This is a genomic window from Pseudomonas sp. JS3066, from assembly GCF_036328175.1.
Classification (GTDB): domain Bacteria; phylum Pseudomonadota; class Gammaproteobacteria; order Pseudomonadales; family Pseudomonadaceae; genus Metapseudomonas.
The window spans coordinates 2,483,258-2,507,916 of record NZ_CP143312.1 but is presented as its reverse complement, the minus strand read 5'-3'; the positions used below and the strand labels follow the sequence as shown (position 1 = coordinate 2,507,916).

The window sequence follows — 24,659 nt, the reverse complement described above, 5'->3', positions numbered from 1 at the left end:
GATCACTGCGGGTAATACGTCGGAACCTGCGTAGGCCCGGCTCGGGTCACCCACCCACACATTGGCCGTCGAAGGCCAGGAGCTGACACATGGAACTCACAGAAGATCGCAAAGAGATCGTTCACACCCTCAACAACCTCATCGAAACCAGCAAGGACGGCGAAGCAGGCTTCAAGGTCTGTGCCGAGGACGTCAAACGGCCTGACCTTAAGCAAGTGTTCATGGAGCACTCACGGCAATGCGGTACGGCTGCAGCCGAACTGCAGCGAGCGGTGCTGGAACTCGGAGGCAAGCCCGAAGAGAGCACCAGCGTCAGTGGCGACCTGCATCGGCGCTGGGTCGACCTGAAATCCCTGGTGACCGGTAAGGATGAGGAAGTCATCCTCAACGAAGCCGAACGCGGCGAGGACGTGGCCAAGAAGCACTATGCCGAAGCGCTGCGAACGAACCTGCCAACGGACATTCGCGCCATCGTGCAGCGGCAGTATGAAGGGGTGATGCGCAACCATGATCAGATCAAGGCGCTGCGCAACGCAGAGCGTGCCAGGGGCTGATCAGTGGGGCGAGGCATCCGGGTGCTGGATGCGCCAGAAGGCCCGGACATGCTTCGGGCCTTTTCATGCCCGCCAGCTGCTCATCCGTCTGGCAAAAAGTCTGAATCATTGCTGCGGCCGGCCAGTCGACTGAAACAGGTAACCCAATCGGAGAGCCATCATGATCCGCGACAAACCCACCCCCAGGGAAGATACCGAGTACCGCATGAACTCACCTCGCGAGCTGGACTTCAATCAGGAGCGAGATACCCGTGAGGGCAGCATCGAAGACTTGCGCCCGACCGGCGAGGCCGAGCAGGAATATGCGTCGGAGTCTGTGGTGGAACACGGCGACCAGTCACCCTACGCCCCGTATGACCAGACTGGCGCCCGCTCGCCGGACGAACCTGGCGGTGGCCCAGCAGATACCGAACTGCGCACGGTGGGTGAATCCGAGATCGGCGGCGGCATCGGGTCTCGATGAAGGGGAGCTTGGGCGTTCCGCACCCCTCGACGGCAAGCCCTGGACCGACCGGGTGTCTCCGGTGGATGACGACGGAAACGAGTGATTGCTCGCGCCGCAGGCGCGGGGAGGTACTGCCATGAACGATTCCAGGATCAGTTGGGTCCCCGCCAATCGCTTCGGCGTAAAGGTCGTGGTGTCCCTGAGCAAAAAACGCCGGTCGCGTAAACAGCGAGGCAAGGCCACCAGCCAAGCGGCAGAAAGGGTCTGAATCATGCAGCTACCGCATAAGCACCGCTACCCGGAAAACCGCCAGCGGCCACTGATCAGCCATGTGCCCCAGCCCAACACAGCCCTGGGCTTCTTCCTCTGGAGGGTAAGACCATGAATGGTACGCGCTGCGCCTGCCCTGAATGCACTTGTGAGGTGGGCTCCGACGCCGTGATACGTGAAGGGCGCGCCTTTTGCTGCCCGGCGTGCGCCGAAGGCCATCCTACGGACGACGAGCAATGCCGCGATCCGGATTGCCGTTGTGGCGAGGCCAACGCGCGAGATCAGCCACGCGAAACCCAGGTCGATCACGCCCTGGAAGAGACCTTCCCGGCAAGCGATCCGATTTCACCGTGATGACCGATACCTTGCCCAGCCCTCTCCAGCCCCGGCTCTTGTAGCTCGTGGGGAGCTCTGCGGCATAGGCTGGGTGGCGCTACCCATGCGGTCCGGGCTGATGGCTATCGCAAGCTCGCTGGACGCCCTGGGAACTGGACGTAGCCGCAGGGTGGATAGCGCTCTTTTTATCCCCCCTCGGAGCCCCATGGAACATCGCCTGGCGCACCGAAAAAGCGCTGGCTGCTGCGTATGCCCCAAGGCGGATGAATTGGCCACCGGGAAATTCCCCGCCGCGTCCACAAACCAGAAGAACCGTCGCCATACTGCTGCGACGGCCAGGGGAAGAAGGGCTCAGGCGGGTTCGCGCAGCGCCTCGATCAGTTCATCCTTGCGCATCCTGGATCGGCCAGGAATGTTGCGCTTGCGTGCGTGCTCCATTAGTTCGCTCTTGCTCATGGCGTTCATTTTCTGGTCGGGGCGAGGTAGGCCTCTGCGGGTCGCCACTGCGCGACGGGCGGAGGATTTACGGGCTGCCTGCTTTTCCCCGGCGCTGGTGAGCTGACCGGACCCGCCGGCGCGTTCGCCGCCGCCGGACTGCTTGTTGACCGTCGCCCAGGCGCGCGCTTCGGCTTCTTCCTTTGGCACGCCCTTGGCCTCGTAGCTCTCTTCAATGTGCTCGGCCTTGCGCTTCTGTTTCTCGGTGTACTTGGCTTTGCTTCCGCGTGGCATTGAGTGGTTCCTCCTGAGGTCGCCTGCAACTGTTGCGCCGCATGGCCTTACTTCGAAAGAGGCGTCCGCGGGCCAGCGGTTCGCCCTGGCTGATGAACGGTGTCGCCGTTACTCCGATAGCGCGAACTGATTCCAGTGGTTGTTTTCAGAATGTCATGCAGCCCATTCGGAGCGCGCGATGGAACTGGGTGAACGCATCCTCGACACCCTGCTTGCGGATTTTGCCGATCTCGGCGACGTCGAGGGGTTGGTTCGAGCGCTGCTGCGTTTTCTGATGGCGATTCTCCTTGGGGGATTGCTTGGCTACGAACGGGAGGTCAAGGGTAAATCGGCCGGCATGCGCACCCACATGCTGGTCTGTCTCGGCGCGACGCTGTTCGTCATGGCCCTGGAACAGGACGGGGCAGGCCACGACGCTATTAGCCGGGTAATCCAGGGCATTACGGCGGGCATCGGCTTCCTCTGCGCCGGCACCATCCTCAAGGGGCGCAGTCCCGCCGACGTAAAGGGGCTGACCACCGCGGCCGGTATCTGGTCTGCCGCCGCCATTGGTGTTGCCGTCGGCTTGGGTCGGGAGGCCACGGCGGTGCTCGCAACCCTGTTGGCACTGATGGTGCTGCATGTGCTCCCGTTGCTGGTCGACCCTGCGGGGAACGGCAAGAACGATCAGGAGAAGGAGTAGGAAATCCACCTGAACTTTTCCTGACGTCGCACTCTCGGAATCCAGGAGCCCAGCGTGTCGATGCAGGATCGTGCTGGCCGGGCCGACTCAACCGATTGCATCGTCTGCGAGGCGTTCAAGGAGCCAGGAGCATGCTTCCGACGCAAGAAGGAGAATCCACGGCGATTCGCGCGGCACGGGAACCCCGCTTGGCCATCGAGGGAGTGGAACCGGTGGTCGACGGCGGGCGCTTTCCAGCCAAATGCATTTGCGGCCAGACCCTGGAAGTCCGGGCGGTCATCTTCGCCGACGGCCATGACCAGTTGGCGGCGGACCTGCTCTGGAAAATGGCGGGACACTCCGACTGGCGACGCGTGTCGATGGAGCCTCTCGGCAACGATCATTGGGCCGCCCTGTTGATGCCCGAGGCGGAAGGACGCCTGGAGTTCGCCATCGAAGCGTGGCAGGACGTTTATGCGAGCTTTCGTTACGAATTGACGAAGAAGTATGGGGCTGGCGTCCCGGTGTCGCTGGAACTGGCCGAAGGTGCAGCGCTGGTCCGACGGATTGCCGGCGAGGCTCCAGCGCACATGACAAGGGAACTCGGCCAACTCCTCTCACGACTCGATGGCTGCCGGGGAATCCAGGACCAGGTGGCACTGTTCATCGAAACTGAGATAGGCGCGCTGATGCGACGCGCCGAGCACCGTCCTCATCTCCTGCGCAGCCCCACGTACCCCGTGGAAGTGGAACGGCGCCTCGCCCTGTTCGGCAGCTGGTATGAGCTCTTTCCCCGCTCTGAAAGCAATGACCCAACGCGTCACGGTACCTTCGCTGATGTCTGTCGGCGCCTGCCGGACATCGCCGGGATGGGTTTCGACGTGCTCTATTTCCCACCCATCCATCCCATTGGCCGGACCCATCGCAAAGGCCCCAACAACAGCCTGCATGCCGGGCCGGACGATCCCGGCAGCCCCTACGCCATCGGTAGCGAAGAGGGCGGCCATGATGCCGTCCATCCCAAACTGGGCAGCCTCGTGGATTTCCGCATGCTGGTTGATACGGCTCATGCGCACGGCCTGGAGGTGGCCCTGGACTTCGCCATCCAGTGCTCCCCCGACCACCCGTGGCTCAGGCAGCATCCGGGCTGGTTCAGCTGGCGACCGGACGGCACCATTCGCCACGCGGAGAATCCGCCGAAGAAGTACGAGGACATCGTCAATGTCGACTTCTACGCCGAGCCGGCCATCCCCGGCCTGTGGCTGGCGTTGCGGGACGTCGTGCTCGGTTGGGTGGAGCAGGGCGTCAGCCTGTTTCGCGTCGATAACCCGCACACCAAGCCACTGCCATTCTGGGAATGGCTGATCGCCGAAGTGCGGCAGCGGCATCCGCAGGTGATCTTCCTCTCCGAAGCCTTTACCCGGCCGGCCATGATGGCGCGGCTGGGAAAACTCGGCTTCAGCCAGAGCTACACCTATTTCACCTGGCGCAATACCAAGGCCGAATTGCAGAAGTACTTCACTGAGCTGAACCAGCCGCCCTGGCGGGATTGTTACCGTCCCAACTTTTTCGTGAATACGCCGGACATCAACCCGTTCTTCCTGCAGCACGCAGGCCGCGCCGGCTTTCTCATCCGCGCCGCCCTGGCGACCATGGGCTCCGGGCTCTGGGGTATGTACGCGGGCTTCGAGCTGTGCGAATCGGCGCCCGTGCCCGGCAAGGAGGAATACCTGAACTCAGAGAAGTACCAGCTGCGCGCGCGGGACTACGACGCTCCCGGCAACATTCGCGCGGAGATCACGCAACTGAACATGATCCGCCGCGACAATCCCGCCCTGCAGACCCATCTGGGCTTCAAGGCCTACAACGCGTGGAACGACCAGATCCTCTACTTCGGCAAGCGCACCGATGACTTGTCGAACTTCATCCTGATTGCCATCAGCCTCGATCCGCAGCAGCCACAGGAAGCGCATTTCGAGCTCCCCTTGTGGGAGTTCGGACTACCGGACGACGCCGACTTGGAAGGCGAGGACCTCATGAGCGGCCACCGCTGGACATGGCACGGCAAGGTGCAATGGATGCGCATCGACCCCTCGCACCTGCCATTCGGTATCTGGCGTGTCCGTCCGGTCCGTTGAGAACAGGAGTATGCCCATGGCCAAGCGCAGTGGAAGGTTCGTTTTCCTGAATGACCCGCACTGGTACAAGGACGCGATCATCTACCAAGTCCATGTGAAGTCTTTTTACGACGCCAACAACGACGGTGTCGGTGATTTCGCCGGGCTGATCGAGAAGCTGGATTACATCGCCGAACTCGGCGTCAACACCATCTGGTTGCTGCCGTTCTACCCCTCGCCTAGGCGCGACGACGGCTACGACATCGCCATGTACCGGGGGGTGCACGCGGACTACGGCACCCTTGCCGATGCCCGGCGCTTCATCGACGAGGCCCATCGTCGGGGGCTGCGGGTGATTACCGAGCTGGTCATCAACCACACCTCGGACCAGCACCCTTGGTTCCAGCGGGCACGCCACGCCAGGAAGGGCTCCCGGGTACGGGACTATTACGTCTGGTCGGATACGGACGACAAGTACTCCGGCACCCGGATCATCTTCATCGACACCGAGAAATCGAACTGGAGCTGGGACCCGGTGGCCGGCCAATACTTCTGGCATCGTTTCTATTCCCACCAGCCCGATCTGAACTTCGACAATCCGCGCGTGCTGAGCGCGGTGCTGAAGGTCATGCGCTTCTGGCTGGACATGGGGGTGGACGGACTGCGCCTGGACGCGATCCCGTACCTGATCGAGCGCGACGGCACCAGCAGCGAGAACCTGCCGGAGACCCACGCCGTGCTCAAGCGCATCCGTGCCGAGCTGGATGCGCGCTACCAGGATCGGATGCTGCTGGCTGAAGCCAACCAGTGGCCGGAAGACACGCGTCCGTACTTCGGCGAGGACGACGAATGCCACATGGCCTTCCACTTTCCGCTGATGCCGCGCATGTACATGGCCATCGCCCAGGAGGACCGCTTCCCAATCACCGACATCCTGCGCCAGACGCCGGAGATTCCGCCGAACTGCCAGTGGGCGATATTCCTGCGTAATCACGATGAACTCACCCTGGAAATGGTCACCGATGACGAGCGCGACTACCTCTGGGACTACTACGCGGGAGACCGGCGGGCGCGACTTAACCTGGGTATCCGTCGTCGCCTGGCGCCACTGGTGGAGCGCGACCGTCGTCGCGTGGAATTGCTGAACAGTCTGCTGTTGTCCATGCCCGGGACACCGACGCTGTATTACGGCGACGAGATCGGAATGGGCGACAACATCTTCCTCGGAGACAGGGACGGCGTGCGCACGCCGATGCAGTGGTCGATCGACCGCAATGGCGGGTTCTCCCGTGCGAATCCCGCCAGCCTGGTCCTTCCGCCGATCATGGACCCGCTGTATGGCTACCAGACCATCAATGTCGAAGCGCAGGCCCATGATCCTCATTCGCTGCTCAACTGGATGCGCCGCATGCTCAATGTGCGCAAGCAGCAGAAGGCTTTCGGCCGGGGCAGCGTGAAAATGCTCTCGCCGAGCAACCGGCGCATCCTTGCCTACCTGCGCGAATATCGCGATGGCGACGGGCGCGACGAGAGCATCCTCTGCGTGGCCAACCTCTCCAGTGCCGCCCAGGCCGTCGAATTGGAGCTGGCCGACTATGACGGCCGCGTGCCGGTGGAAATGGTCGGCGGCGCCTCATTTCCACCCATCGGCCAGCTCACCTACCTCCTGACACTACCGCCCTACGGCTTCTACTGGTTCTACCTGGCCGATGCCTCGCAGATGCCCAGCTGGCACAAGAAGCCAGTCGAGCGGATGCCGGAACTGCAGACCCTGGTCCTGCTGCGGCAGATCGACGAAATCATCCAGATCAAGGCGCGCCAGACCCTGGAGTTCGAGGCACTTCCGCTTTACCTACCCAAGCGCCGCTGGTTCGGGGGAGGTAAAGTCGCGGCAGGCAGCGTGCACCTGCTCTATGCGATGCCGCTCGACGAGGGGCCGGACGCTCCGGTGATCGCGGAAATCGAGGTCCATGGCGCCCATGGTCCCGAGTGCTACCAGTTGCCGCTCGCCGTGGTACCTGAGCGCGCCAGCGGCAGCGACCTCCCGCAACAGCTCGCCCTGGCGCGGATACGTCGAGGACGCAAGGTCGAGCTGCTGACCGATGCATTCTCGCTGCCGGGCTTCAGCCTCGACATCCTGCGCCACCTGCGTGCTGGCTCGGTGCTGCGCGGTGCGGATGGCGAACTGCAGTTCCTCCCCGAAGACGCGTTGGCCGACTTCGATCCGGGCCCGCACCCCGAGGTGAAACTGATCACCGCGGAACAATCCAACAGTTCCGCGCTGATCGGTGGCCGGTTGTTGCTCAAGCTGCTGCGTCGTGGCTTCCCCGGTGTGCACCCGGAAGTCGAGATGGGACGCTTCCTCACCCATCACGGCTTCAACCACGTCGCGCCTTTCCTGGGCGAGGTGTTGCGCGTGGACGAGGATGGCCAGCCGCATACGCTGATGGTCTTGCAGCGCTATCTGGACAACCAGGGCGATGCCTGGACCTGGACGCTGAACAACCTTGATCGGGCCATACGCGATTGCATGGCTGGTGGGGAGGCGGACAGCGACCAGGGTGCCCTGGCGGAGCTTCGGGTATTCGCCGGTACCCTGGGCAAGCGCATCGGCGAAATGCACGCGGTGTTGGCGCGGCCCACCGAGGATCCCGATTTCGGATACCAGCCGAGCGACGAAGGCGACAGCTCCACGTGGGCCACCCGCATCAGCGCACAGCTGCGCGAGGCGTTGAGCGCCCTGGCCCATGTCGAGGAACGGCTGGGTTCGGACGATGTCGGCTCTTTGCGGTGGCTGCGCGCCGAGGAAGAGCGCCTGCTGATGGTCATCGGCCGCCTGGCGACCCTGGCTGCCGGAGGCATCCGGATTCGCGTGCATGGCGATCTGCACCTGGGTCAGGTGCTGGTGGTGCAGGGTGATGCCTACATCATCGACTTCGAGGGTGAGCCCAGCCGGCCCTTGGCTGAGCGACGCCAACGCCATAGCCCAATGAAGGATGTGGCCGGCATGCTCAGGTCGTTCGACTACGCGGCGGCAGTGGCCCGGCGCAAGGTCTGCGGTGCCGACAGCACCGTCGAAGCGCGGGATGCGTGCACCACGGTCATCGCCCGCTATCGGGCCAATGCGCGCACTGCCTTCCTCGATGCCTATCGGCTCGCTGCCCGGTGCTTGCCCCATGAATGGCACGGCCGGGAAGGCGAGGGCGCTGCCCTGGCGCTGTTCAGCCTGGAAAAGGTCGCCTATGAAATTCTCTACGAACGCGGTCACCGCCCGGACTGGATCGACGTGCCCCTGCACGGGCTGCTGGAACTGGCGCGCCACCTGCTGGGACACCGCACATGATCGATGAAGCGCTGCAACGCCTGCGCCGGGCGGAAGAAGGGGACCCCTTCAGCTATCTCGGCCCTCATATCGAGGCCGACGGCGTAGGGGTACGGGCATGGTTGCCGGGCGCAGAGTCGGTGGAGCTGCTGGATGCCGTCGACCAGAGCCCGCTCGGTACGATGGTCAGGGCCGACCCGGAGGGGCTGTTCGAGGGGTTGATGGCGGAGCCGCGCAAGTACCTGCTACGCATCCAGTGGCCCGATGCCGAGCAGATTACTGAAGACCCGTATGCGTTCGGCCCGCTGCTCGGAGACCTCGATCTCTACCTGTTTGCCCAGGGCAACCACCACGAACTCGGCAGTTGCCTTGGGGCGCAGGTCATGAAACAGGACGGGATACCCGGCGTGCGCTTCGCCGTGTGGGCGCCTAATGCGCGACGGGTTTCGGTGGTAGGTGATTTCAACGCCTGGGATGGTCGCCGGCACCCCATGCGCAGGCGCTATCCGGCCGGAATCTGGGAAATCTTCATTCCGCGCCTGGAGCCTGGTGAGCGCTACAAGTACGAAATCCTCGGTGCCGAAGGGCTTCTGCCCTTGAAGGCCGATCCGGTTGGGTTGGCCGGCGAGCCGCCGCCCGCGACCAGTTCCCGCGTGACTGGAGCGCTGGCATTCGAATGGCAGGACCAGGAATGGATGGACCGGCGCAAGGTCGCCCAGCAGCCAGGCCAGCCGTTGGCCATCTACGAACTGCATGCTGGTTCCTGGCAATGGATCGAAGAGCGTCCACCGAGCTGGGCGGAACTTGCCGATCGCCTGATTCCCTACATCCTGGAAGTGGGCTTCACCCATATCGAGTTGATGCCGATCATGGAGCACCCCTTCGGCGGCTCCTGGGGCTACCAGCCGCTCTCGCTATTCGCGCCCACCGCACGTCTGGGCAGCCCGGAGGATTTCGCCGCTTTCGTCGATGCCTGCCACCGTGCGGGAATAGGGGTGATCCTTGACTGGGTTCCGGCGCACTTTCCCGCCGATGAACATGGGCTGGCCCGGTTCGACGGGACGGCACTGTACGAATACCAGCACCCGTTCGAAGGCTTCCACCAGGATTGGGACACACTGATCTACAACCTCGGCCGCAGCGAGGTGCATGGCTTCATGCTGGCCTCGGCGCTGCACTGGCTACGGGTCTATCACGTCGACGGCCTGCGGGTGGACGCGGTAGCCTCGATGCTCTACCGGGACTACTCGCGCAAGGAAGGCGAGTGGATTCCCAACCGCCACGGAGGGCGTGAGAACCTCGAAGCCATCGAGTTCCTCCGTCATCTCAACGGGGTGGTGCGCAGCGAGGTGCCAGGCGCCCTGGTCATAGCCGAGGAGTCCACCGCCTGGCCGGGCGTCAGTCACCCCGCAGCGGAGGGCGGGCTGGGGTTCTCCTACAAATGGAACATGGGCTGGATGCACGACAGCCTGGCCTACATCCAGAAAGAGCCGGTCCACCGCAAGCACCATCACCATCAGGTGACGTTCGGCCTGCTCTACGCCTTCTCGGAGCACTTCATCCTGCCGATCTCCCACGACGAGGTGGTGCATGGCAAGGGATCGTTGCTGGGGCGGATGCCTGGGGACCGGTGGCAGCAGTTTGCCAACCTGCGCCTGTATCTCGCGTTCATGTGGACCCATCCAGGCAAGAAGTTGCTGTTCATGGGCTGCGAATTCGGCCAATGGCGGGAGTGGAACCATGACCAACAGTTGGACTGGTACCTGCTGCGTTACCCGGAGCATGCCGCCGTCCGCGACCTGGTGCAGACGCTCAACACCCTTTACCGGCAGGAGCCACCGCTCCATCAGCGCGACGGACGCGCCGACGGTTTCCAGTGGTTGATCGGCGACGACTCCCACAACAGCGTCTACGCCTGGTTGCGCCATGGCGAAAACGGTAAACCGCTGCTGGTGGTGCACAATTTCACCCCCGAGCCACGCAACGCCTACCGCGTCGGCGTACCCAGGGCCGGACTCTGGCAATTGCTATTGAACACCGATGAGGAACGCTTCAGCGGCTCGGGCGCGGGTACCTCGGGAGCCCTCGACAGTGAGCCGGTGATTGCCCATGGCGAGGCCCAGTCGCTGTTGCTGGACCTCCCGCCACTGGGTACGTTGATCTTCCGGCCTGCGCGCTGAAAAGAACCGTAGATCGGACTCGAGCGCCCCGTCAGTGAGCGCGAGCGACGCCTTGGAGTACCGTGGCGCTGGCGTGCTCACTGCGACTGGCGACGATATTGCCGAGTGATACCACACCCACAAGGCGCTTTTCGCGATTGAGCACGGGGAGCCGGCGCAGCTGGATCTGCGCCATGTTGGCGGCGACGTGCTGGACGTCTTCGTCTTCGAAGCAGTAGCGCACATCGCCGCTCATGATCTGACGCACCGGCGTTTCCCCGCCAAGCCCCGCTGCTACGCCGCGCAGGGCGATATCCCGATCGGTAACCATGCCGACCAGCCTATCGCCTTCGTGCACCAGGATCGCGCCGCTGTCGATGCTCTCCATGAGTGAAGCGACTTCCCGCAGGCTTCGCTCCGGCGTAGTGGTCTGAACGTTTCGCGTCATGACTTCGCTGATTTTCATCTCGGTTATTCCTATCAATGCGAAGGCCCCGGCTGGGGCCCCTGAAACAGTCGACTGGCCTGGCTCGTGGTCGTTCAGGTTGTTTTATCGGTACCGGCCATCAGTGAACTCGAACGCCGCTTGGAGAGTGCCTGTCACCTGTAAGTGCGACACGAAGCCACGAGCGAGCCGGGACGTCCGGCATGGGAGGCAGTCATGATCGATCGACACGAAACGGCCAAGGTCCTCAACGGACTCGTACAGACCTGCAAGGATGGAGAAGAGGGTTTTCGCACCTGCGCCAAGGCGGTCCTGAGCCCACCGTTGCAGGAACTCTTCGAGGCCCGCGCCGAAGAATGCGCGGCGTCGGCAGAGAAACTGCAGAGTCTGGTTATGGAGCTGGGTGACACGCCCGAGGATGACACCAGCATTGGCGGCGACATGCACCGCCACTGGATCGATTTCAAGGCGCTCGTCACCGGGCAGAACGAGAAGGCCATCCTCGATGAGTGCGAGCGGGGCGAGGACGCCGCGATGGAAGACTATCAGAAGGCCCTGGATCAACCCTTGCCACCCGCGATACGCGAGATCGTCCAGGTGCAGTACGCCGGCGTGATACGCAATCATGGACAGATCCGTGCGTTGCGCGAAAGTGGGCGAATCTGAGCTGATCATCTGGACTCGGGAAACCATGCGGAGCGATACCCATGCGGAGATGCGGATGGGTATCGAAAACTTCACCTATCCTGCGTTGCTGTGGCCAGTTCCGTGGCCTGACTCGACCCTATGCGTCCTGCGCTAGGAGTAGCGCGCCGAATGATGGGGATAGCTACCCACCCGCGCGCCGATGACCATCTCGCTGAACCAGTTGGTGAGGATTCCCGTGTAGGCCTGCTGGTCGCAGTCCTGGCTAAGGGCATGGTCCGCGCCATCCAGAATCCTGTGGGTCAGGGAGTGGGCTCGCTCGAACGCCGCGCGATAGCTCATCAGGGTGGTGTGCGGCACGAAGGTGTCGTGCTCGGACTCCACCAGCAGGACATCTCCGGTAAACCCCGCACAGGCCTTCAGCGCGAGGTTGTCCACCGGATTCCAGGGAATGTTGCGGTACCGCGCCAGACGCCCGGCGTCCAGCATATGCTTCGGTAAATCCCACTCATCGTCCCAGTACAGCGCGGGCACCCGCAGGGCCAACCATTTCACCGGCCGCAACGTGGAGAGAAAGGTCGCGAGGTAGCCGCCGTAGCTGCTGCCTATCACCGCGATGGCCTCGGCGTCGATCGCCGGATGGGTCGCCAGTCGGTCGTAGGCAGCCACGATGTCTTCGAGGTTGTGCCGCCGGGTGACGCTTTCCTTCGCGGCGATGGTCTTCTCGTGGCCGCGAAGGTCGAAGGTCAGGCATACGCAGCCCAGACCAGCAATGCCACGGGCGCGGGCCAGGTCCCGCTGTTGGCTGCCGCCCCAGCCATGCACGAAGAGAACGCCCGGGACTCTGGTCTCGGGCGCCAGGAGCGTTCCGGCTATGGCTTCGTTGTCCACAACGATTTCCACCTGTTCGCTATGTGCTGTCATGAGGTTCCACCTTGACGTACTTGGAGAGTTTGCCGAGGCCCGGCTCCATCCCCTGAAAGAGTGGAATCGAGCCGGAAGGAGCCGTTGCGTCGCCATAGATTTCATGCGTCGAGGCACAGATGCTCGTCAACGTCGGATCAGCGGCAAAAGCTTCCAGGGCGAACACTTCTGCCGCGCTCGCACCGCCTGCGCGCCAGGATTGCTCCAGGACGCCGGAGCGCTGTTGGCCGAGGGCGTCCAGCCCCCTTGCGATGTCGTAGTTGCGGCGTGAGGCGAACATCTCCGGATAGCTGTCGAAAGCAGCCTTCTCGTAGATGCGCGCCTGTTCGATGGCAAGGCGTGTCGTGGCCGGGATATCGAGTTTGATCAGGTCCGCGTAGTCGCCCCTCACCAACGTCAGCTGCGAGCCGCCGTACACGCTGTCACCATCGTTGTCGCGGGTCAGCTGCTGAGTGCCGAAGTAGCTGACGACCAGGCCGACACTGAAAGTCTCCGGCTGGTCCAGATCCTCTTCCAGCACCAGTCCCCAGGTTCCGATCTCTTCCAGGTCCTGTTCGTCCAGCGCTTGGCCGAGGTCGTGCTGGTTCCAGATCACTTGCTGGCCCCGACCGGCTTTGCCCCGTACCGGTTTCAGGCGCAGCGGGCCATGTTCCAGCATGGCTTCACCGGCACGCCGGGCGTCGGCCAGGTCGAATACCGTGTAGCCGTGCAGGACTGCCTTGGCCGCTTGCTCGGCAAAGCGTTCCGACCAGCCTGGCGGTACTCGCGCCGGCAGTTTGAACAGCGGATGGGTGATGGCCTTTGTGGCTGTGAAGGGGTGTGGCACAAGACCGCCGAAGAAATCCTCCGGCCCGTTTATGCCTAGTCCTTTGCCGCTGCCGATCAGGGTTTCATCGGGAATCAGGTAGTAACGTCCACGGTCATGGCGCAGTGGATCGTAACGGCCGAGAAACGGGCATCCCAGCAGTTCCCCAAGTTTCTCTCCAAGCACCCGGTGTACCGCCAGTTCGTGTTCCAGGAAGCGTTCGCCGACCTGCAGCAACAGTACTCCGTCGTGATTCTTCATCACTGCTCCCGCCACGTGCCGCCGCTGTTTTCACAGTCGGCACGGGCCTGACCCAGATTGGCGACGCTGTAAAAGTTGGTGACCACCTTGGCGTCATTGGGAATGGCCGGTCGTGCCTGGCTTTCGGTCTCCGCTGTGGACCGGTAGTTTGCCAGCGATTCCTGGGTGAGGGCCGCCACGCATTGGCCCTGGGTATCGTCGGCGCACCTTTCCACCTTGCGCTTCTGGCTGCTGAGCATTTCCTTGCTTTCATTGCTGCAGGACCAGTCGATCGCCGATTCGGGCATGCCGGTGAACTCGTAGCAGGTTTCCATCTCGACTTCTGGCACTGCGGCACTGGAAGAACGGGTCATGACATGGCAGGCATCGGCCAGGGCCGGACCGGCGCCGAGGAGGCAAAGCAGCGGTATCAGGGGGGCGATGCGCATGGTCGATCTCCGGGGAGCTGTTCACTGGTTCTGAACGGGCGGGCTTGCGGAGAGTTCAGGGCGATTGATCAACGGGCGCCATCGGGGCGAGAAAGTCTGAACTCGTCGGCGCTCCCGTGGACTCATCTTGAAGGGGCCATCACCGGCGACGAGGAGCAACCAGCCATGAAGCGGAACTGGGATCTGATCAGGGAGTTGCTGCTGGAAATCGAGGCCATGGAGCCGGGCCATCTCGCTTCTCTCCACTGCACCGATGGGTGCAGCTTGGAGGAAGCCGACTATCACCTTCATCTCCTCGAACAGGCAGGCCTGGTGGAGTGCAAGGAGCAACACCAATGGAACGGCGAATCCGGGCGCGTAGCCAGTTCGCTGACCCTGCAGGGGCATGACCTGCTCGACAGCATTCGCGACCAGGATACCTGGAACGCGAAGAAAACCATGCTGCTGCAACGACTTGGCGCTATCTCCTACGAATCGCTACGCAAGGTCTTCTGAAACCCATTGCATCTGACGAGAGGCGGTCATGGCCGAGCAGCCTAACTCCGCCGATGCAGTCCAGGCGTTCAAGGACAGCATCCTGGCGAAACTCAAGTACGCGGTTGGCAAGTCCCCGGAAAACGCTTTCGACCATGACTGGTTCGAGGCGCTGGCCCTGGCCACGCGTGACAACTTGATCGACCAGTGGGAAGAGGCCTCCAGCCAGGTCGACCGGCAGGATCAGAAGCGAATCTATTACCTGTCTCTGGAGTTCCTCATCGGCCGTCTGCTGATGGATAACCTGAGCAATCTGGGGCTGCTGGAAGTGGCTCGCCAGGCGATGGCAGAGCTGAACGTCGATCTTGACCGCATCCGTGAAGTGGAACCTGACGCGGCGCTCGGCAATGGTGGCCTGGGCCGCCTTGCGGCGTGTTTCATGGAAAGCATGGCGACCCTGCAGCTGGCCGCGCACGGGTACGGCATTCGCTACGAGCACGGACTTTTTCGTCAAGCGATCATTGACGGCTGGCAGGCGGAACAGACGGAGACCTGGCTGGACTTCGGCAATCCCTGGGAGTTCGAGCGACCGGAGGTGGCCTATAGCATCGGCTTCGGCGGCAGTGTCTTCACCCATCTGGAGGAGGGCGGCAACAGCCGGCAGATCTGGCAACCCCACGAGACCATACGCGCCATTGCCTATGACACCCCGGTGATCGGCTGGCGCCGCTCTGCGGTCAACACCCTGCGCCTGTGGCGGGCGCGCGCCGAGGAAGACCTGCAACTGGAACGGTTCAATGCCGGTGACCATATCGGTGCGGTGGTTGACGTGGTGCGCGCCGAGGCCATCTCCCTCGTACTCTATCCCGCGGATATCACCGAAGCCGGCCAGGAATTGCGGCTGCGCCAGGAGTTCTTCTTCGTTTCGGCGTCGCTCCAGGATCTGCTGCGGCGGCATATGGACCAGTACGGCGATGTGCACAATCTGCCGGAGAAGGTAGCCATCCAGCTCAACGATACCCATCCGGCCATTGCCGTCGCCGAACTCATGCGCCAGTTGGTGGACCTGTACGCAGTGGAGTGGGGCAAGGCGTGGGAACTGACGGTGGCGACCTTGGCCTACACCAACCACACGTTATTGCCCGAGGCACTGGAATCGTGGCCGGTCGCCCTGATGGAGCGCCTGTTGCCCCGTCACCTGCAGATCATCTACCTGATCAATGCCTTGCATATCGACGCGTTGCGGGCGAAGGACATCCATGACTTCGAACTGCTGCGCTCGGTGTCGCTGATCGAAGAGGAACACGGACGGCGGGTACGCATGGGCAATCTGGCCTTCCTTGGCGCCCATAGCGTCAACGGTGTGTCGGCGCTGCACACCGGCCTGATGCAGGAGACTGTTTTCCGCCACCTGCACCGACTGTACCCCGATCGGGTGAACAACAAGACCAACGGGGTAACCTTCCGCCGCTGGCTCTTCCAGATCAATCCGCAGCTGACGCGGTTGCTGGTAGAGACCCTGGGGGAGGGCGTGCTGGATTCGCCGGAAACCATCCTGCAGAAGCTCGAACCCTTTGCCGAAAAGCAGGATTTTCGCAAGCAGTTCTGTCTCCGCCGCCAGCACAACAAGGAAGCACTCGCGCACCTGATCCGCCAGCGGCTGGGTATTGCCGTGGATACCCAGGCCATCTTCGATGTACAGGTCAAACGCATCCACGAGTACAAGCGCCAGCTCCTCAACCTGCTGCATACCGTCGCGCTCTATCAGGCGATCCGCAACGACCCGGCCACCGACTGGGCGCCACGCGTGAAGATTTTTGCGGGCAAGGCGGCCGCCAGTTACCAGCAAGCCAAGATGATCATTAAGCTGGCCAACGACATCAGTCGCACCATCAATGACGATCCCACGGTGCGCGGGCTGCTGAAGGTGGTGTTCATCCCCAACTACAACGTCAGTCTGGCCGAAGCGATCATTCCGGCGGCCGACCTTTCCGAGCAGATTTCCACTGCCGGCCTGGAAGCCTCCGGGACCAGCAACATGAAGTTCGCCCTCAACGGTGCGTTGACCATTGGCACCCTGGATGGTGCCAACGTCGAGATGTGCGAGCGGATCGGCGCGGAAAACATGTTCATCTTCGGGATGACTGCGCAGCAGGTCGAGCAGCGGCGCATGGGCGGCCTGGCCAGTGAACTGGCGGTAGGCCGTTCCGAACGCCTCCGCGCGTCGCTGGACGCCGTACGCTCAGGGGTGTTTTCACCGGAAGACAGAGGGCGTTACCAGGGCATGGTTGACGCGCTGATCCGCGAGGACCGTTTCATGGTCTGCGAGGATTTCGATGCCTACTGGAATGCCCAGAGACAGGTCGACAGATGCTGGCAGAACAGCTCCCGCTGGTGGCGCTCCGCTGTTCTCAACACGGCGCGCACGGGCTGGTTTTCCTCCGACCGCACCATCCGCGAATACGCCACCGATATCTGGGGCATACACGTTCCGTCATCGCGACCCGGTGAGCCCTGAGTCTGTTCAGTCACCGCCATCGACAGAGATGCGTTGATGCAGGTGGTTGCACAGCATCAGCTCGTCCAGCACCGCCATTGCGAAGCGTTGCAGGGCCAGCACCGATTGAGCCTTGTTCTCCGCCGGGACACGTATGAAGTCATCGAACTCGAGGTCGCAGTCGAAACCTTCCGGTGCTTCCACCAGGGTCCACTCCAGCCCGCTGTCCAGCAAGCGGCGTTGCAGGTACTCCGCCGCCGGCGCAGGGCAGGAAGGCGACTGTTCGAGCCATTTGAGCGGATCTATCACGATGAGCCGCTGCACCCCCGCGATACGCAGGCCATCGATCAGGGCGCTGACGGCGGAATAGACCTGCGGGAAATCATGGCCACTGCCGTCCTGCGCCGTGAGCGGCGGACCGGAAGCGCAAGGCATGCCGATCACCGCACTCTTGCCTACTACCGTCCGGCTCACGCTGAGGGCGTCATGGGCATTGCCCGTCAGAGTACGCAGACCAGGGCGTGCGCTAATCGCATTGAGATCGCTGATCACGGCGCCGACTTCATACTGGCGATGCAGTGCCTCCGCCATCAGCGCATAGCCCAGGGCGCTCTGTGCGCCGTAGAGGGCCAGCTTTACCGCCGGGGTTTCGAGGTTTTTCATGGCTGCAGGTTATGGGCAGGTGTAGGCCCACCCATCTTCGGATGGCTGATCCGGGTCACCTGTACGTCTGTGAAGGCCTCGGGCGAAGAGGAAGTATGGATGGAGCCCAGGTAATAACGGGCCTGGTCCGGAGTCATCGCTTCGGCGTCCGACTCAACCTCGACGCTGCGGGGTTGGTTGTCGAGGATGTAGCTGATGAGGAATAGCGTCTTCGTAGACATGTCCGTGGCGCTCTCTTTCGCTTGATGTATTGGAGGTAGACTCCCGGCGCGCCTGCAGGGGTTCCCCCTATCCGTCGGACGGTGACGCACCTGTCGATGACATGAGCCGACAAGCAACCCTGATTGTCCAAAGGTCAAGCACGACTCTCGCGAAATGCGAGGGAGGCTGTGATGACTTTCATCTGCTTCTTCCGAGGGTGTGCATGGATGCGGGAGACGCCGATCCGGCTCGGCAATGAGGACGTGGCACAGCAACGCTGCAGCCGCTGCGGCAGTAACCGCTACGTCAGGGCAACCGTCACCCCGGGGCCTGGCAGGTAGTCCGGCGGATTCCTGCAACTTTCGCGGGGTCGGGTCGGTCGCTCGAGTGTAGGCCACCGCGAAGGGGACACTTCAATGGCACGCGCAATCTGGAAAGGCGCCATCAGTTTCGGACTCGTGCACATCCCGGTTGCCCTGGTTTCCGCGAGCGAATCCAGCGGTATCGACTTCGACTGGCTCGACAAGCGCAGCATGGAGCCGGTCGGCTACAAGCGGGTGAACAAGGTCACTGGCCAGGAGATGAAGAGCCAGGACATCATCAAGGGCGTGGAGTATGGCGATGGCCACTATGTGATCCTGAGCGAGGACGAAATCCGCCAGGCGCATCCGGAGTCGACCCAGACCATCGACATATTCGCCTTCGTCGAGGCCGCGCAGATTCCCTTGCAGAACATCGAAGCGCCGTACTACCTCAGCCCCGACAAACGTGGCGGCAAGGTCTATGCCCTCCTGCGCGAAGCCCTTGAAGCTTCGGGCAAGGTCGCTCTCGCGGAGGTGGTGCTGCGCACACGCCAACATCTGGCAGCGCTGATGCCGGTGGAGAAAGCGCTGGTACTGGTGATGCTCCGTTGGCCCGCTGAAGTACGTGGTTTGGACGTGCTCGACCTGGGCACCGATGTAACCAGCCCGAAATTGTCCAAGGCCGAGATGCAAATGGCCAGCCGCCTTATCCAGGACATGACCGCAGACTGGGAGCCGGATTCCTACGTGGACAGTTTCAGCGCGAAGGTGATGGAGTTGGTGGAGCAGAAGGCCAAGGCGGGCAGGATCGAACGCGTCGAGCAGCCGGGCGAGGAAACCGCCGGCCGTAGCGCAGAGATCATCGACCTCACCGAACTGCTGCGTCGCAGCCTGGGTGGCAAGGCGACCCGGAGTGAAAGAAACGCCAAGGAAAGCGAAGAGGCCCCACGCCCGCGCAAGACCCGAAAATGAGCCGCGCCAGGAATACCGGCAGGGCGCATTCAACCCGTGGAAGATTTTTCTGGCCGGACCTTGTGCTTATGCTGCAGGCGGATGGTCTTGGCGCGCTTTTCCAGGACCAGATAGGTAACTGCCGCCACCAGCAGGGGTACCAGGAAATACAGGGTGCGATAGCCGAGCAGGGCCGCTACCAGCCCGCCCTGGCTGACCTGGTCATGCAGCAGGGCGAGGAAAACCGTTTCCAGTACCCCGAGGCCGGCGGGAATATGGGTGATGACGCCGGCCACGCAGCTGATCAGCAGGATGCCGAGAATGGAGGGGTAATAGGTGCCGTGTCCGTGGGGCAGCAGCCAGAAGATCAGCGAAGCCATCAGTGTCCAGTTGGTCGCGCCAAGCCAGACCTGTATCAGCGCCAGACGCAGCGAGGGCAGGGTGATCTGGTGGTCCCGCCAGGACCAGGTACGTCGCTTGGCATAGCCGCAGGCATACAGATAGAGGCCGACCAGCACCAATAGCAGCAGGCCGATCAATTGCAGGCCCGTCACACCCAGGCTCCAGTTGGCCGGGAGTTTCACCAGGCGCAGGGAGAAGATCACGCCCGCCAGGGCCATGTAGCCGATCCAGTTGGTAACGATGCCGAGGCTGATGATCCGCGTGACGGTGCCGGTATCCAGGCCGATGCGTTTGTAGAGTCGATAGCGCAGTGCCACGCCACCGACCCAGGTCGTGAAGTTGAGGTTGAACGCGTAGCAGACGAACGCTACCGGGAGCACCTGGCGCGCGGGCAGGTGGTGTTCGGTGTAGGCCCGCCCGATGAGGTCGAAAATGCTGAACACCATGTAGCTGGAGAAGGCCAGCGCGCCGCCTACCAGCAGCGTGGTCAAGCTGAAGGCTTGCAGCGATTGTTTCACTTCGTTCCAGTCGACGTTCCGCGCCACGAGGTAAAGCAGGACCGGCATCAACAGTATGAAGAACACGGTCAGCAGCCGCGTACCCCATTTCATCCACGGTTTCCTGGTGGACTCGCTCATCAGGTCTTGCCCTCGTCCAAATGGGGCTCTTCATCCTTGGCCGGATGCTGGGACTCGAGGTTGGGTCGGTGGGCGGGGAACCAGCCGGCGATGGCGGGGAAACGCCGGATGAAGTGGAAGCAGAGGAAAATCAACGGTGCCCGCCACCAGTAGCCACGGACCATGCGTTCCAGGCTGATGCTCTTGCAGTGCTCGGTAGCCAACTGTTCCAGGTGGCGGTGCAGGTACTGGTTGAACGCCCGGTCGCGCACGAACAGATTGGCTTCCAGGTTCAGCGCCAGGCTCAGAGGATCGAGATTGCTGGAGCCCACCGTCGACCATTCCTCGTCCACCAGGGCGACCTTGCCGTGCAATGGTCGCTTGCAGTATTCGTAGATGGTTACGCCTTCGCGCAGCAGGTACTTGTAGAGCAGTCGTGAGAAAACCTGGGCCCAAAGCATGTCCGGTTGCCCCTGCAGGATGAGCTGCACCTTGACGCCACGGCGGGCCGCATTGCGCAGTTCGCGCAGCAGGCGATAGCCGGGAAAGAAGTAGGCGTTGGCCACCACCACACGCGAGCGTGCGCCGCGGAAGGCCGCCAGATACTGCTGCTCGATATCCGTGGTATGGCGATTGTTGTCGCGCTCGACCAACAGGATTCGCGCTTGGCCGGTACTGCGAGCGGTAGGACGGATTTCACTGGGCCCGTCGAGTACCTGCGAGAGCAAGCGCAAGCTGGATCGGCGCAGGTCGGCGACCACCGGGCCGCTGACTTCCACGGCGTAGTCCTGCTTGGCCATGGGGCCGAAGTCCGCCAGGTGGTCGGCGGAGTAATTGATGCCGCCGACGAAGGCCATTTCTCCATCGATCACGACGATCTTGCGATGCAGCCGACGGAACAGGTTGGTGCGCATGCCTAACAGGCGGGGACTGGGGTCGAAGGCATGCACTCGGACGCCAGCGGAGGTCATGCTGGCGATGAACTCTTCGCCCAGGTCCGCCGTGCCGTAGCCGTCGAACGCCAGCTCGACCCTCACGCCACGCTGAGCCGCTTCGATAAGCACTTCCCGAAGCTCGTGGCCGACCTTGTCCTCGAAGATGATGAAGGTCTCGACCAGGACTTCCCGCGTCGCCGCGCGGATGCACTCGAAAACACGAGGGAAATACTCCTCGCCATTGATCAGCAGTTCGATGCGGTTTCCATCACGCCATTGCCGTTTCACAGGTGCACCTCCGTTGCCAGCGGTGCGTGGTCGGATAAGTGCGACCAGGGCCGGGTTGCGAGCACCATGGGCTCATGACACGTGGCATTGCGGACGTAGATTCGGTCCAGGCAGAGCAGCGGGAATCGCGCGGGAAAACTCTTGGCCGGAGCTCCATAGGCCCAACCGAAAGCTTCCACCAGGCCGTGCTCCGCCAACACCGCATCCGCCCGCAGCCGCCAGTCGTTGAAGTCCCCTGCGACTATGGTCGGGGCAGCAGGATTGAGGCTGCTTAAAAGTTCCGCGAGCAGCCTGATCTGTAGCTTGCGGTGGGATTCGCGCAACCCGAGGTGAACGCAGATGGCGTGCACTTCACGGTGTCCCGGCACGTCCAGGATGCAATGGAGCAGGCCGCGCTGCTCATTGCCATGCACCGTCACGTCGAGGTTCTCGCGCTCGATGATGGAGAACTTTGAAAGCAGGGCATTGCCGTGGTGGCCGTGCGGGTAGACCGAATTGCGCCCGTAGGCGAACTGCGGCCAGATGCTGTCGGCGAGGAACTCGTACTGCGACGTCGGCGGCCAGTCATGGTAGCGCCGGGCATGGCGATCATGGCTGCCGAGCACCTCCTGCAGGAACACCAGGTCGGCATCCGTGGCGCGTACGGCATCTCGCAACTCGGGGAGTATGAAGCGCCGATTGAAGGCATTGAACCCCTTGTGCATGTTGATTGTGAGCACCTTGAGGCGATGCACTGCGGTGATCCTGTCGATGACGATCTCAGGCATGGGAATGGTCGTGGTCACGGTGGGATTCCTTGCAATACACCAGGCTGGGTTTCCAGGTCCCTGGTCAGGTCCAGGCGTTCGAGCAGGCGGCGAGCATCGAAAGGCGCGCGCACCTTCTGGTCGTTATCGAAGTAGCAATAGATGTCCCGCGACTTGCGCAGCCGGGTTCCGTGCTCATCCACTACAAAGGCATCACCAGGTTGCAGACCAGCGCTCCAGGTGCGAATACGCGTCTCCCAGCGCGCCAGGGCCTGCTCGGTATAGCCGCTTGCGTAGAGCGCCTTGTCGCCGTGCAGACGCAGGTAGACGAAGTCGCTGGTCAGGTCCTCCAGATAAGGCCACTTGCCGGCGGTGTCTGCGATGACCAGGGCGACCTTGTGATCGCGCAACATTTGCACGAAGGCATCGCAGGCGAAGCTCTCGTTGCGAATCTCAACGGCATGGCGCAGCGTGCCGCGAGCGGATGCCTCCTGATAGCCGACCTTCTTCAGGCGATCACTGCAATGGCTGGCGCAATCCAGCGCGGCATGAGTGGTGCCGGGTAGCAGGTCGAGGAAGCGGCCGAACGTGCCGGCTTCGAACGCCATGCTGGGCGGGAATTGCCAGAGGATGGGCCCCAGTTTTTCTCCCAACTGCAGCAGCCCCGAGGCGAAGAAGTTGGCCAGGGGCTTCTCGACGTCCTTGAGCTTGAGGGTGTGGGTGATGTAGCGCGGCGCTTTGACCGCGAAGATGAAATCCTTCGGTGCGTCATCCCGCCAGTTGGCGTAGCGTGCCGGATTTTGCAGGGCGTAGAAGGACCCGTTGATCTCGAGGCTGTTCACCGCCCGCGAGGCGAAGGCCAGTTCGCGGTCCTGGGGCAGGCCATCGGGATAGAAAATCCCCCGCCAGGGCGCGTAGCGCCATCCGGAGATGCCAATGCGTATCTCGCCCACAGCCTTGTGCCTCAGCTACTGGTTTTCTTTGGCTTGGGACCTGCCGGCAGGGTGGCTGACTCGGTTTTTTCCTGCCGCTGGTCCGAGTCCTCGGCATCGTTGCGCTTGCTGGCCGGCGGCTTTGGCGCGCCGGGCAGGGTCGCCACCTTGTCCGGTTTGCCGGCAGCGCTCAATTCGTGAACGACTTGCTCGGTTCCTTCCCCAGCCTTGCTGACCGCAGCCTTCTGTGGCTGCAGCTCTACCTTGATCCAGCCGCTATCGCGGCGGTCGAACGCCTTGAAGGCTTCGATGGCGTCTCCCATCGGCTTGATCTGGGTAAGCACCTTGGCCGGATCGATACGGCCGGCCTGGATCATTTCGATCAGGATCGGGATATAGCGCCGGTGGTGACAGTTGCCCATGTTGATGGTCAGGTTCTTGTTCATAGCTCCTCCGATGGGAAAACGGCGTGCTTGTTGCGGATACACGCCAATGATGCCGAGGGTTCCGGCCTTGGCCAGGGCCTCCACCGCCCAGCGCAGGGACTGGCTGGGCGCAGTGCCCGGGTGCCAGTTGTCGCCATCGGGGTGTGAATGAGGGGTGACTTCGGCCATTTCCTGGTGGAACTCGGACACGGTCGTGGAATCGCAGTGGGCGGGGCATTCGGCATCCACGCCCACCGCATCGATGGCGCGGTCCACCCCGATGCCGTGGGTGAGGCGGCGCAGCGTCTTGACCGGGTCTTCCAGGTCGAAGTTGATGATCTCCGCGCCTTGCTGGCGCGCCATCCGCAGGCGATCGTCGTGTTTGTCGATGGCGAACACGCGAGAGGCACCGAGTAATTTGGCACTGGCGATGGCGAATTGACCTACCGGGCCGCAACCGAACACGGCCACGGTGTCGCCTGGCGTGACTTCCGCCAGCTCGGCACCGAAATACCCGGTGGGGAAAATGTCGGAAAGGAGGATCGCCTGATCATCGCTGATGCCGGTGGGCAGCTTGACCAGACCGATATTGGCGTGGGGGATGCGTGCCATCTCGGCCTGCAGGCCCTGGAAGGGGCCACTGCTGGCAGGGCCGCCGTAGAAGGCCGTGCCGGCTTCCTTGCCGTTAGGGTTGGCGTCGTCGCATTGGGCGTAGTAGCCCGCGCGGCAATAGGAACAGTTGCCGCAGGCGATGGTTGACGGGACGACAACGCGATCGCCGATTTCCAGGTTGCGGACGTCCGTGCCTAGCGCCTCGATGATCCCGACGCCTTCATGCCCGAGGATGGTGCCCTTGACCATGCCGCTCACGGTCCCACGAACGAAGTGCAGATCGGTACCGCAGATCGCCGAAGCTGTGAGCCGGATGATCGCGTCGGTCGGCTCCAGGAGCACCGGGTCCGGGACTTCGTCGAGGCGGATATCGCCCACGTCGTGAAAAACCACGGCTTTCATTGGTCGGCTCCTCCGGCTGTCGGATCGCTGGCGGATCGCCAGGCCATCCGAATCAGCCCTTTCTGTTCCGACTTGGCCTCACCCCGAGGGTTCAGGCTATTTATGGCGAGG

The 24,659-nt window shown here is 62.7% G+C and carries 22 protein-coding genes and 2 pseudogenes; 12 read left to right on the top strand and 12 right to left on the bottom strand.

The annotated features are described in order from the left end of the window. Positions 1-89 precede the first annotated feature (89 nt). From SA496_RS11745 to SA496_RS11735, 3 genes and pseudogenes are all read left to right on the top strand, one after another. Positions 90-554 carry a PA2169 family four-helix-bundle protein gene (locus SA496_RS11745; RefSeq protein WP_120651073.1) on the top strand — a complete coding sequence of 155 codons (465 nt, stop codon included), beginning with the start codon at positions 90-92 and terminating at the stop codon, positions 552-554. A 160-nt stretch (positions 555-714) separates the two neighbouring features. Continuing rightward, positions 715-1,102, top strand: a pseudogene (locus tag SA496_RS11740) (phosphotransferase system, HPr-related protein). Positions 1,103-1,380: 278 nt separating this feature from the next. Beyond that, positions 1,381-1,623, top strand: a complete 243-nt coding sequence (locus SA496_RS11735; protein WP_120651075.1) for a metallothionein — start codon at positions 1,381-1,383, stop codon at positions 1,621-1,623. Between the two features lie 333 nt (positions 1,624-1,956). Here SA496_RS11735 and SA496_RS11730 read toward each other — a convergent pair whose 3' ends face one another. After that, positions 1,957-2,334 carry a Rho termination factor N-terminal domain-containing protein gene (locus tag SA496_RS11730; RefSeq protein WP_153920006.1) on the bottom strand — a complete coding sequence of 126 codons (378 nt, stop codon included), beginning with the start codon at positions 2,332-2,334 and terminating at the stop codon, positions 1,957-1,959. Positions 2,335-2,512: 178 nt separating this feature from the next. Here SA496_RS11730 and SA496_RS11725 point away from each other — a divergent pair, with 178 nt between their 5' ends. The 4 genes from SA496_RS11725 to glgB all read left to right on the top strand — a co-directional run bounded on the left by SA496_RS11725 (position 2,513) and on the right by glgB (position 10,614). Further along, complete coding sequence (locus SA496_RS11725; RefSeq protein WP_120651077.1) at positions 2,513-3,016, top strand: MgtC/SapB family protein; 504 nt, start codon at positions 2,513-2,515, stop codon at positions 3,014-3,016. A 131-nt stretch (positions 3,017-3,147) separates the two neighbouring features. Beyond that, the gene (locus SA496_RS11720; RefSeq protein ID WP_280358863.1) at positions 3,148-5,133 is read left to right on the top strand and encodes an alpha-1,4-glucan--maltose-1-phosphate maltosyltransferase; all 1,986 of its coding nucleotides are present in this window, start codon (positions 3,148-3,150) and stop codon (positions 5,131-5,133) included. A gap of 16 nt (positions 5,134-5,149) precedes the next feature. Beyond that, entirely contained in the window at positions 5,150-8,455 is a 3,306-nt protein-coding gene (gene treS / locus SA496_RS11715) for a maltose alpha-D-glucosyltransferase (RefSeq protein WP_330115456.1), read from the top strand. Then, entirely contained in the window at positions 8,452-10,614 is a 2,163-nt protein-coding gene (glgB, locus tag SA496_RS11710; protein WP_330115455.1) for a 1,4-alpha-glucan branching protein GlgB, read from the top strand. Before treS ends, glgB begins: the two co-directional genes overlap by 4 nt. 31 nt (positions 10,615-10,645) lie before the next feature. Here glgB and SA496_RS11705 read toward each other — a convergent pair whose 3' ends face one another. After that, positions 10,646-11,059, bottom strand: a complete 414-nt coding sequence (locus tag SA496_RS11705; RefSeq protein WP_120651081.1) for a CBS domain-containing protein — start codon at positions 11,057-11,059, stop codon at positions 10,646-10,648. Positions 11,060-11,254: 195 nt separating this feature from the next. Between SA496_RS11705 and SA496_RS11700 the strand changes: the two genes are divergently transcribed. Next, on the top strand, positions 11,255-11,704 hold the full coding sequence (locus SA496_RS11700; protein WP_120651082.1) for a PA2169 family four-helix-bundle protein: 450 nt from the start codon (positions 11,255-11,257) through the stop codon (positions 11,702-11,704). A gap of 132 nt (positions 11,705-11,836) precedes the next feature. Here the strand turns inward: SA496_RS11700 and SA496_RS11695 are convergent, their stop codons facing one another. From SA496_RS11695 to SA496_RS11685, 3 genes are read right to left on the bottom strand one after another with little or no spacing between them, the layout of a single operon-like run. Then, positions 11,837-12,607 (bottom strand): alpha/beta hydrolase family protein, encoded by a 771-nt coding sequence (locus SA496_RS11695; RefSeq protein ID WP_120651083.1) that lies wholly within the window; start codon positions 12,605-12,607, stop codon positions 11,837-11,839. Continuing rightward, a complete protein-coding gene (locus tag SA496_RS11690; protein WP_330115454.1) occupies positions 12,594-13,673 on the bottom strand; it encodes a DUF3182 family protein in 1,080 nt (359 codons plus the stop codon). The genes SA496_RS11695 and SA496_RS11690 overlap by 14 nt, the downstream gene beginning before the upstream one ends. Then, positions 13,673-14,101, bottom strand: a complete 429-nt coding sequence (locus SA496_RS11685; protein ID WP_120651085.1) for a hypothetical protein — start codon at positions 14,099-14,101, stop codon at positions 13,673-13,675. The genes SA496_RS11690 and SA496_RS11685 overlap by 1 nt, the downstream gene beginning before the upstream one ends. A gap of 165 nt (positions 14,102-14,266) precedes the next feature. Between SA496_RS11685 and SA496_RS11680 the strand changes: the two genes are divergently transcribed. Together SA496_RS11680 and SA496_RS11675 are read left to right on the top strand one after the other, a co-directional pair. Continuing rightward, complete coding sequence (locus SA496_RS11680) at positions 14,267-14,596, top strand: DUF2513 domain-containing protein (protein ID WP_162945813.1); 330 nt, start codon at positions 14,267-14,269, stop codon at positions 14,594-14,596. A 28-nt stretch (positions 14,597-14,624) separates the two neighbouring features. Beyond that, positions 14,625-17,093: a glycogen/starch/alpha-glucan phosphorylase gene (locus SA496_RS11675; protein ID WP_120651086.1), complete on the top strand. Its 2,469-nt coding sequence runs from the start codon at positions 14,625-14,627 to the stop codon at positions 17,091-17,093. A 6-nt stretch (positions 17,094-17,099) separates the two neighbouring features. On the opposite strand, the gene SA496_RS11670 is transcribed toward SA496_RS11675, so the two are convergent. Further along, positions 17,100-17,735 (bottom strand): NAD(P)H-binding protein, encoded by a 636-nt coding sequence (locus SA496_RS11670; protein WP_120651087.1) that lies wholly within the window; start codon positions 17,733-17,735, stop codon positions 17,100-17,102. Continuing rightward, positions 17,732-17,956 carry a hypothetical protein gene (locus SA496_RS11665; protein ID WP_120651088.1) on the bottom strand — a complete coding sequence of 75 codons (225 nt, stop codon included), beginning with the start codon at positions 17,954-17,956 and terminating at the stop codon, positions 17,732-17,734. The genes SA496_RS11670 and SA496_RS11665 overlap by 4 nt, the downstream gene beginning before the upstream one ends. Before the next feature lie 171 nt (positions 17,957-18,127). Between SA496_RS11665 and SA496_RS11660 the strand changes: the two genes are divergently transcribed. Continuing rightward, positions 18,128-18,277 carry a PSPA7_2676 family Cys-rich small protein gene (locus SA496_RS11660; protein ID WP_305955705.1) on the top strand — a complete coding sequence of 50 codons (150 nt, stop codon included), beginning with the start codon at positions 18,128-18,130 and terminating at the stop codon, positions 18,275-18,277. 75 nt (positions 18,278-18,352) lie between these two features. Then, a complete protein-coding gene (gene ku / locus SA496_RS11655) occupies positions 18,353-19,210 on the top strand; it encodes a non-homologous end joining protein Ku (RefSeq protein ID WP_120651089.1) in 858 nt (285 codons plus the stop codon). 29 nt (positions 19,211-19,239) lie between these two features. On the opposite strand, the gene SA496_RS11650 is transcribed toward ku, so the two are convergent. The 5 genes and pseudogenes from SA496_RS11650 to SA496_RS11630 form a co-directional block, all read right to left on the bottom strand. Beyond that, positions 19,240-20,202, bottom strand: coding sequence for a lysylphosphatidylglycerol synthase domain-containing protein (locus SA496_RS11650; protein WP_372240523.1), 963 nt, complete (start codon positions 20,200-20,202; stop codon positions 19,240-19,242). Positions 20,203-20,228: 26 nt separating this feature from the next. After that, positions 20,229-21,431, bottom strand: a complete 1,203-nt coding sequence (clsB, locus tag SA496_RS11645) for a cardiolipin synthase ClsB (RefSeq protein WP_330115453.1) — start codon at positions 21,429-21,431, stop codon at positions 20,229-20,231. Next, positions 21,428-22,216 (bottom strand): endonuclease/exonuclease/phosphatase family protein, encoded by a 789-nt coding sequence (locus SA496_RS11640; protein ID WP_120651091.1) that lies wholly within the window; start codon positions 22,214-22,216, stop codon positions 21,428-21,430. Before SA496_RS11640 ends, clsB begins: the two co-directional genes overlap by 4 nt. Next, positions 22,213-23,130: a DUF72 domain-containing protein gene (locus SA496_RS11635; protein ID WP_280358876.1), complete on the bottom strand. Its 918-nt coding sequence runs from the start codon at positions 23,128-23,130 to the stop codon at positions 22,213-22,215. The genes SA496_RS11640 and SA496_RS11635 overlap by 4 nt, the downstream gene beginning before the upstream one ends. Positions 23,131-23,282: 152 nt before the next feature. After that, positions 23,283-24,548: pseudogene (locus SA496_RS11630) on the bottom strand (zinc-dependent alcohol dehydrogenase); the annotation flags it as partial. Positions 24,549-24,659: the final 111 nt, after the last annotated feature.

Coding starts and splice junctions, on each gene's coding strand:
- SA496_RS11745 (WP_120651073.1), top strand. CDS start 90: ATGGAACTCACAGAAGATCGCAAAGAGATCGTTCACACCCTCAACAAC.
- SA496_RS11735 (WP_120651075.1), top strand. CDS start 1,381: ATGAATGGTACGCGCTGCGCCTGCCCTGAATGCACTTGTGAGGTGGGC.
- SA496_RS11730 (WP_153920006.1), bottom strand. CDS start 2,334: ATGCCACGCGGAAGCAAAGCCAAGTACACCGAGAAACAGAAGCGCAAG.
- SA496_RS11725 (WP_120651077.1), top strand. CDS start 2,513: ATGGAACTGGGTGAACGCATCCTCGACACCCTGCTTGCGGATTTTGCC.
- SA496_RS11720 (WP_280358863.1), top strand. CDS start 3,148: ATGCTTCCGACGCAAGAAGGAGAATCCACGGCGATTCGCGCGGCACGG.
- treS (WP_330115456.1), top strand. CDS start 5,150: ATGGCCAAGCGCAGTGGAAGGTTCGTTTTCCTGAATGACCCGCACTGG.
- glgB (WP_330115455.1), top strand. CDS start 8,452: ATGATCGATGAAGCGCTGCAACGCCTGCGCCGGGCGGAAGAAGGGGAC.
- SA496_RS11705 (WP_120651081.1), bottom strand. CDS start 11,059: ATGAAAATCAGCGAAGTCATGACGCGAAACGTTCAGACCACTACGCCG.
- SA496_RS11700 (WP_120651082.1), top strand. CDS start 11,255: ATGATCGATCGACACGAAACGGCCAAGGTCCTCAACGGACTCGTACAG.
- SA496_RS11695 (WP_120651083.1), bottom strand. CDS start 12,607: ATGACAGCACATAGCGAACAGGTGGAAATCGTTGTGGACAACGAAGCC.
- SA496_RS11690 (WP_330115454.1), bottom strand. CDS start 13,673: ATGAAGAATCACGACGGAGTACTGTTGCTGCAGGTCGGCGAACGCTTC.
- SA496_RS11685 (WP_120651085.1), bottom strand. CDS start 14,101: ATGCGCATCGCCCCCCTGATACCGCTGCTTTGCCTCCTCGGCGCCGGT.
- SA496_RS11680 (WP_162945813.1), top strand. CDS start 14,267: ATGAAGCGGAACTGGGATCTGATCAGGGAGTTGCTGCTGGAAATCGAG.
- SA496_RS11675 (WP_120651086.1), top strand. CDS start 14,625: ATGGCCGAGCAGCCTAACTCCGCCGATGCAGTCCAGGCGTTCAAGGAC.
- SA496_RS11670 (WP_120651087.1), bottom strand. CDS start 17,735: ATGAAAAACCTCGAAACCCCGGCGGTAAAGCTGGCCCTCTACGGCGCA.
- SA496_RS11665 (WP_120651088.1), bottom strand. CDS start 17,956: ATGTCTACGAAGACGCTATTCCTCATCAGCTACATCCTCGACAACCAA.
- SA496_RS11660 (WP_305955705.1), top strand. CDS start 18,128: ATGACTTTCATCTGCTTCTTCCGAGGGTGTGCATGGATGCGGGAGACG.
- ku (WP_120651089.1), top strand. CDS start 18,353: ATGGCACGCGCAATCTGGAAAGGCGCCATCAGTTTCGGACTCGTGCAC.
- SA496_RS11650 (WP_372240523.1), bottom strand. CDS start 20,202: ATGAAATGGGGTACGCGGCTGCTGACCGTGTTCTTCATACTGTTGATG.